Annotated in this window: 12 protein-coding genes; 6 read left to right on the forward strand and 6 right to left on the reverse strand. The window is 42.5% G+C overall.

What is annotated here, in order from left to right; all coding sequences use genetic code 11:
* Positions 1-5: 5 nt before the first annotated feature.
* Both G8O23_RS03865 and G8O23_RS03870 read right to left on the reverse strand, forming a co-directional pair.
* Positions 6-2,639: a DUF5916 domain-containing protein gene (locus G8O23_RS03865; protein WP_166361950.1), complete on the reverse strand. Its 2,634-nt coding sequence runs from the start codon at positions 2,637-2,639 to the stop codon at positions 6-8.
* Positions 2,640-2,709: 70 nt separating this feature from the next.
* A complete protein-coding gene (locus tag G8O23_RS03870; protein WP_166361952.1) occupies positions 2,710-5,124 on the reverse strand; it encodes an ABC transporter permease in 2,415 nt (804 codons plus the stop codon).
* Positions 5,125-5,901: 777 nt separating this feature from the next.
* Between G8O23_RS03870 and G8O23_RS03875 the strand changes: the two genes are divergently transcribed.
* Positions 5,902-7,995 (forward strand): HD family phosphohydrolase, encoded by a 2,094-nt coding sequence (locus tag G8O23_RS03875; protein ID WP_166361954.1) that lies wholly within the window; start codon positions 5,902-5,904, stop codon positions 7,993-7,995.
* Positions 7,996-8,067: 72 nt separating this feature from the next.
* Here the strand turns inward: G8O23_RS03875 and G8O23_RS03880 are convergent, their stop codons facing one another.
* Positions 8,068-9,162, reverse strand: coding sequence for a 6-phosphofructokinase (locus G8O23_RS03880; protein ID WP_166361956.1), 1,095 nt, complete (start codon positions 9,160-9,162; stop codon positions 8,068-8,070).
* 243 nt (positions 9,163-9,405) lie between these two features.
* On the opposite strand from G8O23_RS03880, the gene G8O23_RS03885 reads away from it, so the two are divergent.
* Positions 9,406-10,791: an alpha-amylase family glycosyl hydrolase gene (locus G8O23_RS03885; RefSeq protein ID WP_166361958.1), complete on the forward strand. Its 1,386-nt coding sequence runs from the start codon at positions 9,406-9,408 to the stop codon at positions 10,789-10,791.
* Positions 10,792-10,963: 172 nt separating this feature from the next.
* Positions 10,964-12,154 (forward strand): FprA family A-type flavoprotein, encoded by a 1,191-nt coding sequence (locus G8O23_RS03890; protein WP_166361960.1) that lies wholly within the window; start codon positions 10,964-10,966, stop codon positions 12,152-12,154.
* Between the two features lie 53 nt (positions 12,155-12,207).
* On the opposite strand, the gene G8O23_RS03895 is transcribed toward G8O23_RS03890, so the two are convergent.
* Positions 12,208-14,232, reverse strand: coding sequence for a 7TM diverse intracellular signaling domain-containing protein (locus G8O23_RS03895; RefSeq protein WP_166361962.1), 2,025 nt, complete (start codon positions 14,230-14,232; stop codon positions 12,208-12,210).
* Between the two features lie 193 nt (positions 14,233-14,425).
* Between G8O23_RS03895 and G8O23_RS03900 the strand changes: the two genes are divergently transcribed.
* The 3 genes from G8O23_RS03900 (at position 14,426) to G8O23_RS03910 (ending at position 17,396) form a co-directional block, all read left to right on the forward strand.
* Positions 14,426-15,346 carry a bile acid:sodium symporter family protein gene (locus tag G8O23_RS03900; protein ID WP_166361964.1) on the forward strand — a complete coding sequence of 307 codons (921 nt, stop codon included), beginning with the start codon at positions 14,426-14,428 and terminating at the stop codon, positions 15,344-15,346.
* Positions 15,346-16,107 (forward strand): MBL fold metallo-hydrolase, encoded by a 762-nt coding sequence (locus tag G8O23_RS03905; protein ID WP_166361966.1) that lies wholly within the window; start codon positions 15,346-15,348, stop codon positions 16,105-16,107. The genes G8O23_RS03900 and G8O23_RS03905 overlap by 1 nt, the downstream gene beginning before the upstream one ends.
* Before the next feature lie 206 nt (positions 16,108-16,313).
* Positions 16,314-17,396 carry an alanine racemase gene (locus G8O23_RS03910; RefSeq protein WP_166361968.1) on the forward strand — a complete coding sequence of 361 codons (1,083 nt, stop codon included), beginning with the start codon at positions 16,314-16,316 and terminating at the stop codon, positions 17,394-17,396.
* Here G8O23_RS03910 and G8O23_RS03915 read toward each other — a convergent pair.
* Together G8O23_RS03915 and G8O23_RS03920 are read right to left on the reverse strand one after the other, a co-directional pair.
* Entirely contained in the window at positions 17,374-18,051 is a 678-nt protein-coding gene (locus G8O23_RS03915; protein ID WP_166361970.1) for a TatD family hydrolase, read from the reverse strand. The genes G8O23_RS03910 and G8O23_RS03915 overlap by 23 nt on opposite strands.
* A gap of 21 nt (positions 18,052-18,072) precedes the next feature.
* A complete protein-coding gene (locus G8O23_RS03920) occupies positions 18,073-18,489 on the reverse strand; it encodes a secondary thiamine-phosphate synthase enzyme YjbQ (RefSeq protein WP_166361972.1) in 417 nt (138 codons plus the stop codon).
* Between the last annotated feature and the right edge of the window lie 225 nt (positions 18,490-18,714).

The following is an 18,714-nucleotide window of genomic DNA, read 5'->3' on the forward strand; positions in this document are numbered from 1 at the left end:
TGACACTAGTAAAATCTATAGGATAATTTTATTAGAAAGATGTTGTGGGGGTGTGCAGTCCATAGTTCACTAGCACTGTAGCCCATATTCAAGTTGTAGTCACTATCGAACGAATTTCTTCCTTGGGACCAAACCAAAAACAGGGCTGAGCCAGGGCGGTATTCCCAGCGAACCACAAGGTTAGATTGAAAAGATCTGAAGTTAAAGTCAGGATTATCAAAGCTGTAATTTGCTGTCCCGTTACTGGCTTCATCTACATAATAAACTTCGGTTTCGGTATCATAGGATAATTGGTTCGAGCTAAATAAGTGGAAACTATCCTCAAAATTTGAGGCTCTTGGGTTTGTAATCTTTTTAAAATCGAAGTACTTACCCTTTGCAAAGAAAGGCCTTCCGTAGTACTGGATTGAAATATCGGGTGTAACACTATAGTTAACTCTTAGCTGCAGGATGTATAGCCGCTGCTCGAATGATGAGTTAATGTAGCTTGTAAAATTTTCCCAATCGATATTTGAAACGTACTGCATTTCCCGCTTGGTAATAGAATACATTGGGCTAACAGCTATTTGTATAGCATTTGTTGGTCTATAGGTAATTCCTGCGGAATAGGTTTGCTGATTTGCTGAGATAGAATTGAGGAAAGAGGTGCTCATGGATAACATGAGGTTTTTTCTGCTGTCAGTGTTTACATATTGCCAATGGTTAATGCCCCCTGGAATACGAAGTGAAGGCCCTCCCCTAAGAGCTGATGGGCTTAGGCTTCTACCTTGGGGGCCAACACCAAAACCTACTCTCCAGTAATTCTTTAGCTGGCTATTGACGTTAATGTTTCCGCCAGCGTAATTTAGCTCGCCTCCAAAGTTATAGCCTGTCCACTGATTGAAGTCAACATTTACTTCTCTAAATATTGAGAAAGGTTCCCAATGCCTATATTGTGCCCAAATAACTTGAAATATATCATCCACACCGCGGACAAAACCAAGATCATTAACCTCCAATTCAGGAGATTTCCATGAAACAAAACCCATAAACTGCCAATGGCCATCACCCAATTTACCAATGGAGACAAAACCTCCTTGGCCGGTTAAGCTGGTTCTACTCGAATCAATTTCTAAATGGGTTGCATCGGGGCGTTGGAAATTACGAGAAGGAGCTTGTTGTGTCCTAAGTATAGCCTCCTCGCTACCCACCACGTGGCTAAAGTATGATTTGAAGTTTATCTGGTAGCTCTTGTTTTTCCATTGATGTAAAAAACTTACACCCCCACTGATAGCATTTGTATGCAGAAAATCTAGCTGAGAATCATGAATACTTCGGTTGGTTGAGGTAACTATTCCCCCAACCCTTGTGTTAGAATTATTGTAATCTTTTGCTAACCCTCCAACAAAGTAGCTCGTAAGTGGTTCTACTGCCTCAAGCCTTCTATTGTTGTTCTCGCTAATTTCTGCAAACATTCGATCGGTTACTGCTTCAAGAATACCAAAAGATAATCCATTCTTGTTTTTACCTGTTATTTTGGCAGCGCCCAAAATTGTGGTGTTCTCTGGTGATTTTACAAATTCATTATTCCCCAAATCTGGCTCTCCCTTTGGCCTTCGTCCAATTCTGCGCGAATAGAAAAGATTCTCTGCGGAGTGATCTCCATCGCCGGGTGTAAACTGAAAATCGAACAAGCTTTTGCCCTCAATAAAGAAAGGCCTCTTTTCTGGAAAGTACGATTCGTAAGCCGTTAAGTTTACCTCCGATGGATCGGCCTCAACCTGACCAAAATCAGGAAATACAGTCATGTCGAGTGTTATATCATTGGTTAGCCCAATTTTGGCATCCACTCCCCCCGAAAAGCGATTTCTTTTACCTGTAGCAAAGGGGTTTCCTTCTTCTGCCTCAAAACGTTCTGTTTGTGCAACAATGTAGGGTGCCACCTCTGTTTGCCGTGTGGGCTTTATTCCTGTAATGCCTTTTAGCACCCCAAACTGATGAACCCAACCCGGGGCATCTCTTGGTATGGGTTGCCACAGCGACAGCTCATCCTTTCTGTGAATATAACGTCCAACCTGTAATCCCCATACCTGCTCCTTGTTGTTGTTAAATCGGAGTTGATTAAATGGTATTTCAATTTCGGCAATCCATCCTTTATCATCAATACTTGTTTTTGCATCCCATATTGCATCCCAGGTTACATCCTCATTTTCCCCATCACCTGTAATAAGTTTGTCGTGCTTAACGCCCGATGAAAATACTATAAATGAAAATGCTGTTTTTTGATCGTTGTAAGAATCGAACTCTACCCCAATGGCATCTCCATCGCCGCTATCGCGCCGGGAAAGTCTGCTCACTATACTATCTGGGAATGCATCCCATGACCTAACGGCTACAAAAATTGAATTGTCGTTGTAAAGAATCTTAAATTCTGTTGATTGTGATGGAGCTTTTCCATCGTATGGTTGGCGTTGAACAAAATTGTTTTGCCATTCTACTTCTTGCCAGGCAGCATCATCAAGTCTACCATCAATCCTGGGTGCTTCAACATCTATTCGGAAGGCATGGACAACTTTTTTGCTCTGCGAATACCCATTTTGGGGCACAATCAGTAAGAGTATGGATCCAACTAACAGGAAAATGAGTTTTGATGTTTTCATTGTGCACCAAAGAAATGAGTTATTGAAATGAAGGGACGGCCAACAAGGTGTTGGCCGTCCCCCTCAATTATTATTCGTACTTAAGCGTTATGGCAGGGTTGGTTCTGGCTGCCCTTATTGCTTGGTAGCTAACCGTTATTACTGCTACAGCATACGATAGAATTGATGCAGTAACGAAAATCAATGGGGTTAAGCTAATACGGAAAGCAAAGCCTTCAAGCCATTGGCTCATTAGGTACCATGCAGCGGGCCAGGCGATAACGGTTGATATTAGCACCAGCTTGTTGATTTCCTTCAGAAGTAACCAGACAACAGTAGTAATCCTAGCACCCATAACCTTTCGAATACCAATTTCACGTGTTCTTTGCTCGGCAGTATAGGATGATAACCCAAGCAGACCGAGTGCACCAATAATTATGGCTAAAAGGCTAAAGCTTGAGAATAGAGTTCGAGCACGCTTCTCGTCGCTGTACTGATTTTCAACTGCCTGATCGAGGAAGAAGTAGTCCATAGCCTGATCGGATACAAACTCATTCCATTTCTCCTCAATACTCCTGATGCTTTCCTGCGTGTTTCCTCCTTTAATTCGGATGGTGAGGTATGTGTATACTGGGTGCGATGCAATAACCAAGGGATGTATTTTTTGATGCAGCGATTCGTAATGAAAATCCTCCATAACCCCAACAACGGTTCTTTCGTCATTTCCATTCATAACAACAATTTGTCCAACAGGCGACCCATCAAATCCAAATCCTTTTACAGCAGCCTGGTTTATTACCATGGCGCTTGAGTCGCTTGCAAACTCCTCTCTAAAGTATCTGCCCTCAACCATTTTAAACTGCAACGTTTTGTCAAAGTCGTGGTGGGCAAAAAAGAAGTTGTAGGTTTGAAAATCATCATTGGCAGCCCCTCTCTTCTGCATCACCGTATTTCCAATAATTGTAGTGGGGAGCGATGATGCCCTTGCCACGGCCTCTACATTAGGCAGCTTTTTTAGCTCATCAATAAAGGTTTGCCTGTTCTGCGCCTGAATAACGTATGGCCGGTTTATTACCAGAACTTGGCTGGGGTTGTAGCCTAAATCCTTATCCTGGATAAATGTTATTTGTTTGAAAACCACAAATGTTGATACTATAAGCCCAATGGTAATGGTGAATTGAATCACAACCAGCACCCCTCTTAGCAGGCCACTCTTCATCCCCGATCGGAGTTTCCCCTTAAGCACCTTAATAGGCTCAAAGCTTGCCAGAAAAAATGCGGGGTAGCTACCCGCTGCAAAACCAACTACTAGTATGGTGGTAAGCAGAATGCCAGCAGTGAGCCAAATGGGTAGCGAAGAAAGGATTATCTCCTTGTTTGCCACGCTGTTAAAGGCAGGGGTGGCAATGGCAACAATTCCAACAGCAATAGCTAATGCTATGGTGGACACCATAACCGATTCGGTAAGGAACTGGCTAATCAGGCTGCCTCTGGTTGACCCAACAACCTTTCGAATGCCAACCTCTTTGGCTCTTTTTGCAGAGCGAGCGGTTGAAAGATTCATAAAGTTTATGGCCGCAATGATTAGGATGAAAATTGCAATAATCATAAACACATACACCATGGTAATGTTACCACCTTTTTGCATTTCGAAGGGTAGGTTGGATCTTAAATGGATATCAAGCACTGGCTGCGTAAAGTATTCGTAACGATTTCCACTGTTACCCAACTCCTCAAATGAGGAGCCCATAAACTCTTCAAACTGAGGGCCAGCATGAGTGAACACAAGCTCGAGCAATCGTTCATCTACAATTTTTGGATCTAGCCCCTCTTGCAAAACTATATAGGTGTAGTTGTTGTTACCAATCCACATTGTCGATTGGGCTAATGGTAGGGATACCATTGAACAGATCATATCGAACCTGAAGTGGCTGTTGCTGGGAACATCCTCAACAACTCCAACAACCTCCCAGCTCTGGCTGCTCTGCCATACATTTACCGCTTTTCCAATAGGGTCATCATCGCCAAAATATTTACGAGCAGTCGATTGGGTCATGACCACTTGATTGGGAACATTAAGGATTTTGTTTTCATCGCCGCGGATAAGCTTAAATCCGCCGAATACCTGAAAGAATGTAGAGTCGGCGTATATAACATTCTTCTCAACAAAAACCCGATCATCGTAGCGAATGTCAGGATCCCCGCCAAATGAAAAAATTCTGGTGAAGTTTACTATGTCGGGATATGTTTCCACAGCAGTTGGGCCTATGGGAGCATTGCTTATGGAGCCTTTCATTTCTGTGTCCTGTAGCTTAGCGTCAATGCATATCCTGTAAATGTTTTTGGCATTGGGATGAAATGTATCATAGCTCATCTCGTCGATAACGTATAACATTATTAGCAGTGCGCTGGCAATACCTACGGCTAATCCAAAGATGTTAATTAGGGTATAGCCTCTTTGGGCGATAAGGTTCCGAAAAGATACCTTAATGTAGTTCTTAATCATAGTGCAAAACTTTTAGGTGTAGAGGTAGTGGTTTTTTTTTAATTGATGCATGTTCTCATGCCGTTGATTTATTCCAATGTATAATATCATTTTTTTTAATAGCATATTGCATACCAGAAAATATAATAGTTTAATATGCAATAGTATAGTTGTGGTAGACGTTAAATATTTTGTTCATATTCGTATATGTGTTGTTCGGAATCGTACACACGATGATAGGAAATGTAATTCATCATATGAATTGAAGACCAATGAGAAAGTTCATAAATTGCTTAGAGTTTTAAGTGCCTAGAGAGGTTATTTGCGCCTTAGTGTCTTTGCGTTTAAAGTTTAAAGTTTAAAGTTTAAAGTTTAAAGTAGAAAGACAGAAGACCAATGAGAAAGTTCATAAATTGCCTAGAGTTTTAAGTGCCTAGAGAGGTTATTTGCGCCTTAGTGTCTTTGCGTTTAAAGTTTAAAGTTGAAAGTTGAAAGACAGAAGAGAGACGAGAAAGGAGAGAGGAGAAAAGAAAAGAGAGAATTAATATGCTTCAACCTTCCAATTTTCCTGCCCGACTGCATCGTTCAGGTGGGGGACTTCCAACCCAGAAATCTTTTCACTTAAATTACAGTAGTACTACATTTGGGAAGTTGCCAACCTAAGCGAATATCGAAGGTGAGACAAATTATTTATCCCTGTGGATAGGCTAGCCTTTAGGCGTAAAAACCGAGCATGTGAAACCATATGGTTTTAAAAATGTTATTTTTGTAGTGCTGAATAACTAATAGTTACTTTGTATGAAGAATTTTTATCGTTTTGTTAAAACCTACTACCGCGAAATACTAAGGGGTGTTTACTTTGTGCTGGCTATTGTACTAATTCTGCTTGCCTTGCCCAAGGAGCGTAGGTTTAAGTATGAGTTTCAACGTGGTATGGAGTGGATGCATGACGATCTTGTTGCACCATTCGATTTTCCAATTTACAAAACCGATACAGAGTTTATTGCCGAACGCAATGCTATCCTTAATAATTTCAAACCCTTTTTTAAGTACGATACTTCTGCTGTTACCATCGCCAAACAGCAATTCAGAACAGACTTTTTAGTTGAATGGGAGAAACTTGAAGCCAATAACAATCCGAATGATACGTTGCTAAGAAGGATGGAGCAGGTCATTGAGAGAGTGCACCGGGTTGGAATTTTTTTCCCTGCTGAGTTCTCTGACCTTCGAGGAGATATTCAAAGGGGAATCACTATTGTTAAGAATAATCAGGCTTTTGAGACTGATATCTCAGAGGTTTATCAAGTTAATCGAGCAATTGACAATGTAAAAACCAACGCTTCTCAGCTTGCAGCTACACATTCTGGCCCTGAAATAGATATATTACTAAAGCTAAATTTAACAAAATACGTTAACCCTAACTTACAATACGATTCGCAAACCACCCAACAGGTTACCAGCGATATGCTGGCAAGTCTATCTGCAACAAAGGGGTTGATATATGCCGGAGAAAGAATAATTACCAAGGGGGAGGTGGTAAACTCGGAGCTATACCAGATACTGTACTCCCTTAGGAGAGAGTTTGAGAGCAGGCTAAATCTTTTGGGTAACACCAAGCTGCTCGTACTTGGTCAGGCATTAATTGTTACAATGCTGTTTTTTGTTCTATTCCTTTTCCTTCTCAATTTTAGGAGAGAGGTGCTCTACAGCGATTCAAAACTGATTTTTATCCTCCTTGTTATAAGCGCATTGTCAATATTGTCTTTTTTGCTTTTGCGACGCGAACTGGTTAGTATTTACATCATTCCGTTTGCCATTGTGCCCATCTTCATACGAACTTTTTACGATTCTCGCTTAGCCCTTTTCATTCACATTATAACTGTATTTATCGTTGGATTTTTTGTGCCCAACAGTTTTGAATTTGTGTTTATGCACTTCATTGCAGGTGTAGTTGCCATTATAAGCCTTACCAAAGTGTACAGGCGTAGCAAGTTATTCCTTGCTGTAGGATACATATTTTTAACCTATGCCATTTTATATTTAGGTATCGTGCTAATTCAGGAGGGAAAGCCAAGCGCAATGAATGCAATTTACATTGGCTGGTTTGCGGCAAATGCGCTGTTACTACTTGCATCTTACCAGCTAATTTATGTGTTCGAAAAGGTGTTTGGGTTTCTTTCGGATACTACCCTTATGGAGCTGTCCGATACAAATCAGGATTTGCTTCGGAAGTTAGCCGAGGTGGCCCCCGGAACATTCCAGCATTCACTTCAGGTTGCAAACTTGGCCGAAAGCGCCATTCACCAAATAGGAGGGAACCCACTTTTGGTCAGAACTGGCGCTTTATACCATGACATTGGCAAGATGAGTAATCCGTACTATTTTGTGGAGAATCAATCGCCCGATTTTAACCCTCACAAAGGTCTTGATTTTGAGGAGAGCGCAGAAATAATCATCCGTCATATATCAGATGGCGTTCAAACTGCCAAAAAGAATCGCCTGCCCGAGCAAATAGTCGATTTTATCCGCACTCACCATGGCACAACCAAGGTGTTGTATTTCTATAGGCTTTATAAAGATAAATTTCCTGATGCCGATGCCGATGTAGATACCTTTACCTACCCTGGGCCTAAGCCCTTTTCTCGAGAAACTGCTGTGGTCATGATGGCCGATTCTGTAGAAGCTGCCTCACGCGCTCTCAAGCAAATTACAGTAGAAACAATTAACGATTTAGTCGAGTCAATTATCAATTATCAGCAGGCTGAGGAGCAGTTTAACGATGCCAACATAACATTTAGAGATATATCCAAAATTAAGGAAGTGTTTAAAAAGAAGCTCCAGAACATTTACCATGCAAGGATAGAGTATCCTAAGGAGACAGCCAAGGCATAATAGGTATGGCCTACAAGTAAAATGCCCCGAGCTAAATAAGCTCGGGGCATTTTAGGTTATTGTAAAGTTAATTTAGTCGCCAAAGCTAATTCCCAAGCCACGTGCGGTTCTTACCAAATCGCATGATGGGTCAACAAAGTTGGGCTTGCCAATAGCATCGGTAAGAGGAACCGATATGATATCGGGGTGGCGGTAGGCTACCATTTCCCCAAAGCGTCCCTCAAGAACCATCTCAAAGGCTTTAACCCCAAATTGAGCAGCCAAAATTCGGTCGTATGCGCTTGGAATACCCCCTCTTTGTAAGTGGCCTAGTACCGTTTCGCGCATATCAGCCTCGAAACCAGCCTTCTTAAGATCGTATGATATTTTATGCGCAATTCCACCAAGCCTAACGTTTTTGTAACCCACCTCGCTACTCTCTTCTGCTACCACATCGCCGTCCTTCGATTTTGCTCCTTCGGCAACGACCACAATGGCATTGCCTTTTCCGCGGCTATATCTCGACTTGAGGCGTTCAAGAACCACGTTCAAGTCGTAGGGGATTTCGGGGATAAGGCAAACCTCAGCACCACCTCCAATAGCTGCATGCAGGGCAATCCAACCAGCAAAGCGCCCCATAACTTCTAGTACCAACACACGGTTATGGCTTGCTGCGGTAGTTACAAGCTTGTCAACCGCATCGGTTGCAATTTGAACAGCAGTTTGGAAACCGAAGGTGAAGTCGGTGGCTGAGAGGTCGTTGTCAATGGTTTTGGGTACACCAATAATGTTTAGCCCTTTCTCGTATAGGGCTTGGGATATTTTCTGCGATCCATCTCCACCAATACTAATTACTGCATCAACACCAAGGTACTGGAGTTTGCGAATCATCTCGTCCGATCTGTCAACATAGTCCCATGTACCATCGGTTTTTTTTATGGGCCAAGCAAAGGGGCCTCCCTTGTTAGTAGAACCAATTATGGTTCCTCCTTGCACGTGGATTCCTGCCACCGAGCGTTCATCAAGCACCCTTATCTCGGTAGGTTCTCTTAGTATACCGTTAAACGATTCTATACTTCCTATTACCTCCCAGTCTCTTTCTTGTTCTGCACGTTTTACAATGGCTCTGATCACTGCGTTAAGCCCGGGGCAGTCCCCACCACCGGTTGCTACTAGCACTCTTTTCATAAATAAATCTCAATTATTTTGTTAAGTAAATTTCCATCGTTTGCTACGATTTTCGGATATCAAAGGGTTCAAAAATTTGAAGGGTATATGAATTGCCGTATTTTTATTGAACCAAATTTTTCCACGGAAGCAAAAGTACAAAAAAAATTGTGCCCGTTTTTCAATATGTTATAACATTTTGATGTGAATTTTGTGCAAACGAATGAAATGAGTTGCTGTTATTAACTTTTAAATACAAATACGATGAATAAAAAAACGATTAATTTTTTTAAGAACCTACTGCTAGTAGGTGTTCTGGCTCTAATCCTTACTTTTTCGTCATGTGCCCCTCAGGCTGAGGTTAAATCGGAACCATTTAAGGTGGAGCATCCCGATTGGGTTTTCGATGCCACAATTTACGAGGTTAATGTTAGGCAGTATACCCCCGAAGGTACTTTCGCTGCATTCGAGGAGCACCTTCCCCGCTTGCAGGAGTTGGGCGTAAAAATCCTTTGGCTGATGCCTATCCATCCTATAGGTGAGGTTGAACGTAAAGGGACGCTCGGTAGTTACTACTCAATTAAAGACTACAAAAGTGTTAATCCCGAGTTTGGTTCAATGGATGACTTCAAGAGGCTTGTGGCCACAGCCCATGAGCTGGGTATGAAGGTAATTCTCGATTGGGTTGCAAACCATACGGCTCATGATAATCCTTTGGTTTTTGAACATCGCGATTGGTACACTCGCGATTCGCTTAACAACCTAATCTCCCCATTCGATTGGTCCGATGTGGTTCAGCTGAACTACGATAATATGGAGATGAGAGGCTATATGTTGGGCGCTCTAAAATTCTGGGTTGAGGAAGCCAATATCGATGGATATCGTTGCGACGTAGCCTCGATGGTTCCAACCGATTTTTGGAATAATGCCCGCAAGGAGTTGGATAAGATAAAGCCAGTTTTTATGCTTGCCGAAGCCGAGGAGGAAGAACTACTCGAGTATGCATTTGACGCTGATTATGGATGGGAGTTTCACCATATCATGAATGGTATAGCCAAAGGTGAGAAAACCGTGCTCGATATTGACGAGTACTATCAGCGTGAGCTGGTTCGCTACCCAAAGACCACCATTAAAATGCATTTTACCAGCAACCACGATGAGAATAGCTGGGCTGGTACTGAGTTCGACAGAATGGGTGAGGCCGCTGCCAAATCTTTGGCGGCACTAACCTTTGTTATTCCTGGGATGCCCCTGCTCTACAATGGACAGGAAGTTGCGTTTAACCGTATGCTCGAATTCTTTGATAAGGACGAGATTGACTGGGCACCCAACGAGGAGTTTACATCGTTTTACAAAACCCTTATCAACCTTAGAAGCAACAACACAGCACTGTACGCAGCAGAGCAGGGAGCCGATATGTTTAGGGTGAAAACTAGTAACGATATAAATGTTTTTGCCGTTACCCGCGAGAATGAGCAGGATAAGGTGTTCGCCGTTTTCAATTTATCAAACCTCAATCAGGATGTTGAGCTTGAAGGCAATGCATATGCTGGCAAGTATACCAATTTGTTTACTGATGAAATAGTTGAATTCCCTGAGGAATCAAGGGTTAAGTTAGCACCTTGGGAATTCGTTATCTATGTGAAATAGAACTGATTTCGCAATATTGGAAGGCTCGTTTTGCTTTATGTAAAATGAGCCTTCTGCTTTACCACAGCCAGCCCTTGATGTGTTTTAAGCAAAATTTTCACTAAAGGTTTGAACCCTTTTGCTACTTTTGTGTAATTATTCCAGAACGCAAAATATTTTAAACTTAATCGATATGCATTACACTGTCCCCGTAAAAGGAAAAGTTCACTGGATTGGTGTGAACGATAGACGTAAAACGCTTTTTGAGAATATGTGGACACTTGAACGTGGTGTTTCCTATAACTCATACCTTATAGTAGATGATAAAACTGCTCTGGTTGATACCATTGAGGATAGGGCAGCCGGCAATTACATCGAGCGCATTGAGAAGCTACTCGATGGCCGAAAACTTGATTATCTTATCATTAACCATATGGAGCCCGACCACTCGGGCGAGGTTAAGGCAATTTTCGACCACTTTGAGGGCGTTACCATTGTGGGTAATGTGAAGACCTTTAAAATGGTTGAGGCCTACTGGGGCATTACCGATAGGTTGCTCAAGGTAGATGATGGCGATGAGCTTAGCCTTGGCCATCATAAGCTCAAATTTGTTATGACCCCCTGGGTGCACTGGCCCGAAACCATGATGACCTACGATACCACCGAGCAGATCCTTTTCTCTGGCGATGCCTTTGGAAGCTTTGGCACGCTCGATGGTGGCATTTTTGATGATGAAATAAATTTTGATTTTTTTGAAGAAGAGATGCGCAGGTACTACTCAAACATCGTGGGGCCATACAGCAATATGGTGCAAAAAGCATTTGCTAAGCTTAGCGGTGTACCCGTGAGCATAGTTGCCCCAGTGCACGGGCCTGTTTGGCGTGATAATCCACAGAAGGTATTGGATTTGTACAATAGGTGGAGCCTTCACCAGGCCGAGGAAGGAGTGGTTATTGTTGTGGCTTCGATGTACGGGAATACCGAGCTAATGGCCGATTATATTGGCCGCAGACTAGCCGAGAACGGTATTAAGAATATCAGAATACATGATGTGTCGCGCACGCACATAAGCCACCTAATTAACGAGATTTGGAAATACAAAGGGCTAGTTCTTGGCTCATGCGCCTATAATGGCCATATGTTCCCTCTAATGGAAAGCCTTACCCGCGAAATAATACATATGAAGATGAAGGACAAATTCCTTGGCATCTTTGGTAGCTACAGTTGGAATGGGGGTGGTGTGAAAAACTTGATGAAATTTGCCGAGGAATCGGGGTTTGATTTGGTGGCTGACCCAGCTGAGATCTACGGTAAACCATCGGATGATAAGTATGCCCAATGCGATGTGATTGCTAAGCAAATGGCCTTGAAGCTAAAAGGTTAATCTGTAATGATACTTGTATAAGTGAAAGTGGGGCTCAAGTCCCCACTTTTTTGCTAATTGCTATTCTTGCTCTTAAGCTTATCAAGCTCTGATTTTGTACGCAAATAGTTCTCCCTGTAGAATTCCAACTCCTCAAGGCTCTCGCGCATACGCTCCTCCTTCTCCTGCAGTTCGGCTGCTTGATCCTGAAACTGCTTAATAAGGTTCACATTGCGCTCATTCATTCTCACGTTATTCAGGTTCGATGCAATGCTAAAGGCTATCTTCTTAATAAAATCAATCTCTTCTTGCTTAAAATCGTCAAAGCGAGCGAGTTCCAGCACACCAAGCACTGCCTCGTCGGTGCTAAGGGGAACAAGTAGGATGTTTTTGGGTTTGCTGCTTCCTAGCCCCGAGCTAATTTCGTAGTAGTTGTCAGGGATGTTACTAATCACCTGAATTTGATTGTCGGCAAATGTTGCACCCACCAGTCCCTTTCCGGGCTCAATGGTTGAGTTTTGCTCAACCATTTGCTTGTTGCCCCCGTAGTGAGCCACCAGCTGCAGGTGATTGCTTTCTCCCTCATCATCAATTACGTATAGGGCACCTAGTTTTGCACCCAAATACTTTACCAGGGTGGTAAGTACTTTTCGGCTCAACACACTAAAGTCATCCTTGTGTAAGGATAATACATGGTTAACCTTGGCCAGCCCTTTGCCTATCCAATTTTGAATCTTTTCTCGCTCCTGATGATCGAGCACTGCCTTATGCTGGCTTTGGAGCTCGCTGGTTCGCTCCTCTATTTTCTGCTCTAGGCTTTCCTTTTCTAGGGCAAGTTCTATACTCAGCGCTTCGTTTTGATTGATAGCTCTGGCCGATTTGCTAGTGATGGTAAATGATTGCAACAGCATAAAAGTTACCAGCCCGTATGGAGCAATGTATGGCATTTGTATTAGTTCCATACTGCTTAGCACATCGTTTATGGCTGTGGCATAGAGCAAAAACATACCAATAAAAGTGAAGATTGCACCTTCACGCCCCTTAATGGAGGCTCGTAGCAAAACACCAAAGGTTAGGTAAAGCCCTCCTATAAGCAGGTAAAGCTCAAATATCATGTTGAACTTGCCAAATACAGCTGCAGGTGTTACAAAGATGAATGCGCCAAAAGCAATCCCAAGCACAACCAACAAATTCTTTATCATCTTGGGAAACTCATCGCTATACTGGTTGTATATGAAAAGGGCAAAGAATGGGATTGTGCAGTAGCCAGAGAAATTATCGATAGAAAGTAGAAACTCCCAATTAATGGATGGAAAGATGTAGGCAAGAATCCGGTCACCTGTTGATATGTTTCGCAGAATCATCACAAGGCTGAGAATACCAAAATACAGGTTCGATATATCCTTGCGCCTATACAGAAACATGTTTATATGGTTTAGCCCAATAATTAGGATAATTCCAATAACCAGCAGGTTTAGGATATCCAAATTTCGGCTCTCTTTTTTTAACGTTTCAAAATCGCCAAAATAGGTTGGCCAAACCAATCCTGCTCTGCGGTGCGAGTAGTTTGAGACCTGAAAGACAAGCTCCAATTTTTGAGAGCCTTGGTTTGCTATGGGTATGGTAAATGGTATGTCGTCGATATTAAATTTTGGCGAATGCTCTTCTGCCGAAGTTGCAACCACACCCGCTTGAGCAACAAGGTTGCCATTTACCCATAGCTTGTAACTAGTAAATATGGAGGGGAGTTTTATACCCATTATCTGTTCATTGTCTCCACCTTTTACATCTATCCAAAAACGATAGGTGGCAAAACCGTTGCTCGGAAGTTTCTCACCGTCGATTTTGTAGGCCGTCCATGATTTGGGTATGGCAACGAGTATAGGAGGGTCAATATCTTCAGTTTTGCTAAAATCTGTTGGGGTGTAAAGCTTATTCCAGTAAAACTCAACCTCACCATTTAGCCTAATGCTTTTTGTGGCTGCATTAAAACTATGACTTGTTAGGTCGAGCACCCCCTGATCGAATGTTTGTTGGGCGCTAATGCTACTTATGCCAAAGGCTAAGGCAATAATGAAGATTAATTTTTGGGGTCTCATTTTAAATTTGATAAGATTTCTGACGATAAAAAGAATTATAAAACTAAACCATTTTCTGTAAAAAACCATTGATTGACGATACGAACAAATCATTTTTATTAAAATAATAGTGTAAACAATTCACAAACCCTTGCGTTATGCTTCCGGATTTTGTAAAGCCATTTTATATATTTGTGTACAAATACTTTTATTTATGAAATTTTTAAAATCTGTACTTCTCAGTCGTAATTCAATACTAGTTTTTGCGGTAATTATGGGTTTGGTCTTTGGAGACTACTCAATATATATTAAGGACTACAACATATACATACTGGCCATAACAATGACCTTTGCCATGACGGGTCTGGACCTACTGCTTATAAAAAGTTTTAAAACGGTTGCAAAACCTTTCCTTATGGGCGCTGTGCTTAACTACCTCGTCTTTGGTGCAGTACTTCTGCCCGTGGCATGGCTACTAATGCCCTCCAAAGAGCTTTTTTTTGGTTTTGTGGTGATTGTGGCTGCACCTCCCGGTGTTGCTATCATACCTTTTTCCTACTTCCTAAAGGGTAGGGTAGAATATGCAATTATTGCGCTAACAGGTGCCTTTGTCGCGTCAATATTTGTTGCTCCGTTGCTGGTTAATACATTTGCACGTGGCGAGGGGATTAGACCCTACGACCTATTTATTACCATGGTGCAACTTGTGTTAATACCCTTGGCCATTGCGCAGGTGTTACGGACTAAACCATTGCTTAAGTATGTTGAGCTTGTTAGAGGGAAGGTTGTGGACTGGGGTTTTGCCCTGCTAATTTTTGTGGCCGTAGGTATGAACCGCCAAGTATTCTTCTCCGATCCTCAGGTGCTGATACTGGTAATTGCTACAATTACCATTGCCACTTTTGGTTTGGGTACCGCTTACAACTTGGTTGCAAGGAAGATGAAATTGCCGGCTGATTTAGCTGTAACTCAAAATATGCTTTCCACCATCAAAAGTTCGGGTTTTTCGGTTGTAACGGCACTTACCCTATTTGGGCAGGAGGCTGCCATACCATCGGCAGTTTTGGCTGTAATGGTGTTGTTGTACCTTATTTATCTATCTTTGAAGTCGAGTAAAACTCTAAATAAAGCATAGTGAAATTTTCATTTCTAGGTACTGGAACATCGCAGGGCGTGCCCATTATTGGATGCTCTTGCCCTGTCTGCACCTCGTCCGATAGTCGTGATAAGCGCCTACGTACCGCAGCCCTTATCGAAAGTAATGGCACTGTAATAGCTCTTGATGCTGGCCCCGATTTTCGGCAGCAGATGCTTTTGGCTAATGTGAAAAAGCTCGATGCCATCTTGCTAACCCATGAGCATCGCGACCATATAGCCGGGTTGGATGATGTGAGGGCTTTCAATTTTCTGCAAAAAAAACCTATGGATATTTGGGGCGAAGCAAGGGTGCTAGAGGCTATCCAGAATGAGTTTTCGTATGTTTTTGCCGATTACAAATACCCGGGTTCACCCGAGATGAACCTTCATCGTATCGATGGAGGCCATTTCGTAATTGATGGAATAGAGATAATACCCATTAGAGCGTATCATTACAAAATGCCAGTTTATGGTTTTCGATTTGGGCATTTGGCCTACGTTACCGATGCTAACTCTATACCTGAGGAAGAGATGATGAAACTAAGGGGTGTTGAGGTTCTGGTGATTAATGCATTGCGTAAGGAGAAGCACATTTCGCACTTTAGCTTGCAGGAGGCAATTGATTTAATAAGCACCATAAAACCACGAACTGCCTACCTAACGCATATGGGACACCAAATGGGACTTTATCAGGAGGTGCAGAATGAGCTGCCAGCCAATATCTATTTGGCCTACGATGGCTTAACCCTAGACGTTTGATAAGTTGCTTGATATTTATTAGCTTTGTTTGGTTCACCAAACTGCTTGCCGAAGGTATGTCAGCCATTCAATCAATCAACCTGCCCGCTCTACCTGCCGCCTGCCGGTAGGCAGCTTACACAGGCCACTGGCGGGTCAATCAATCAATCAACCACTTACCCTCAACCTTCAGAAGTTCCCAACAGTCAACCTAAATAATCACCGCCATGTTCACAAAACCCACCCTAATACTTGATGAGGCGAAATGTCGAAAGAATATTGAATATATGGCCCATAAGGCCAAACAGTTAGGTGTTACTTATCGCCCCCACTTTAAAACCCACCAAAGCATTGTGGTAGGTCGATGGTTCAGAGATTATGGCGTTGAAAGAATAGCAGTATCGTCGATACCCATGGCGCAGTACTTTGCTGCCGATGGGTGGGGCGATATCACCATAGCCTTTCCCTTTGTGAAGCAGCAAGCCGATGCCGTAAATGAGCTTGCTAATCAAATCAGTCTTACCCTCGTTGTCTCCTCAATAGATAATGCAAAGGATTTGGTTAGCCTAGTAGCTCACAGTGTAAATATTCTAATTGAAATTGATTCGGGGCAGGGGAGAACCGGGGTTCAACCATACGATTTGGAAAGCCTTGATAGCATTATCAACATGCTCAACCAAAACTTACTTACCAATTTTGTAGGCTTTCTTACGCACGCAGGTCATTCCTATGGTGTAAGCGCACGGGATATTCGAGAGCTCAATAACCAAACCATTAGCAGGCTGTTGCCACTAAAGCAAAGGTACCCAAGCGCCGTATTATCTTATGGCGATACACCCACTAGTGTTGTTGCTGAGACATTTATAGGAATTGATGAGCTGCGTCCGGGCAACAATGCTTTCTTCGATATGCAGCAGGCATCGAATGGTATTTGCTCCCCCGAACAAATAGCTGTTGGCCTAGCCTGTCCTGTTGTGGCTAGGTATCCTAATCGAAATTTGGTGGCCATTTGGGGTGGTGCAGTTCATCTTTCTAAGGATTTTTATATTGATGCTGCCGGGAACAAATCGTTTGGCGCCATCTGTAGATTGAATGACGATGGTAGCTGGGGGCAACCCATTGGTGATTTGTACCTCGAGTCCATATCGCAGGAGCATGGAATGGTAAGGGTGGGTAGCCCCAAAGCAATGGAGAGTATAGGCGAAGACGACTTTCTCGTGGTGTTACCAGCCCATTCGTGCCTTACAGTTGATGCAATGGGGGAGTTTTGGGTGAATGGAAAGTACACTAAGGCAATGCCGAGGTATTGAAGAATTCGGTGAAATTCTTCGCTATCTGAATCTTTAAATCTTCCGTTGTAATATTCAGCTTATCAGATGCGACTTGGTATAACAGTTTGATATCAACACTTGAACTATCTGTCTCGAAAAACAACCTGCTGATTGGTATTATGCTTAATGCCTGCGAAACTTTCGATTTACTATCGAGCAGCAAGCTGCCTACAGATAGGTGAAACCCCTTTTCAACGAGCTGCATTGCCAGCTGGGCAGTCCCATTAAACCCGTGAATGGCCATAGGTATATGCTTTGGTACTTTATTTACTGCGGATAGTAGCTCCTCCCAAACCTTTACACAGTGAATTACAATAGGCATGCTATTGCTTGTAGCAAAACCCACCTGCTTTTCGAAAACTTCAACCTGTTCCTCTAGCCTGGGGCCTTTTAGCTTATCGAGGCCAATTTCACCAACCCCAATAAACATACTATTTGAAGCTAAGGCCATTAGCTTGGCAATATCGTTATCAATACTTTTGATGTTAGCATTCCATGGGTGAATACCTGCAGTGAAATAATGATGAAGTGAACTGTCCCCTTCGGAAGGATCAATACTAGCAACTGCAATCACGTCCTTATTTCGTGTTGTTGGGCGATGGGTGTGAAAATCGATATATACCCCTTTGTGCATAGCTGTTGTAATGGTCAGGGGCTACTCTCCAATAATTTTCACTAGAACCCTTTTTCTCCTTTTGCCATCGAACTCGCCATAAAATATTTGTTCCCATGGACCAAAATCGAGTTGACCCTCGGTAACAGCCACAACTACCTCGCGGCCCATAATGGAGCGCTTTAAGTGGCCGTCGGCGTTATCTTCGAAGCCGTTATGCTTGTATTGCGAGTGGGGTTTTTCGGGGGCTAACTTTTCAAGCCACACCTCAAAATCGTGGAGCAGGCCCGACTCATCGTCGTTAATAAAAACGCTGGCGGTAATATGCATGGCGTTCACCAGCACCATTCCCTCCTTAATACCGCTTTCGTTTATGCACTCCTCAACATCAGGGGTGATGTTTATGTATTCTCTTCTACTTTTGGTCTCGAACCAAAGCTCTTTGCGGTAACTTTTCATGGCTATCAGTTTTTAAAGGATATCAGTTAAATCGGTAAAACAAAAATAACTAATCGCGGCCAACATTTGGGTTAAAAAGTAGGCTATTTATTTTTATGTAGAAATTGGTGGTATTAATAATCAGTCTAATTATATATTAGATTAGGCAAGGGTTTGGTTATTGAGAAATTTGAAATAATGATATAGTTTTGGATGATTTTTATTTATCAACATAAATAATTATAA

The organism is Perlabentimonas gracilis, assembly GCF_011174675.1.
Taxonomy (GTDB): Bacteria; Bacteroidota; Bacteroidia; order Bacteroidales; family Tenuifilaceae; genus Perlabentimonas; species Perlabentimonas gracilis.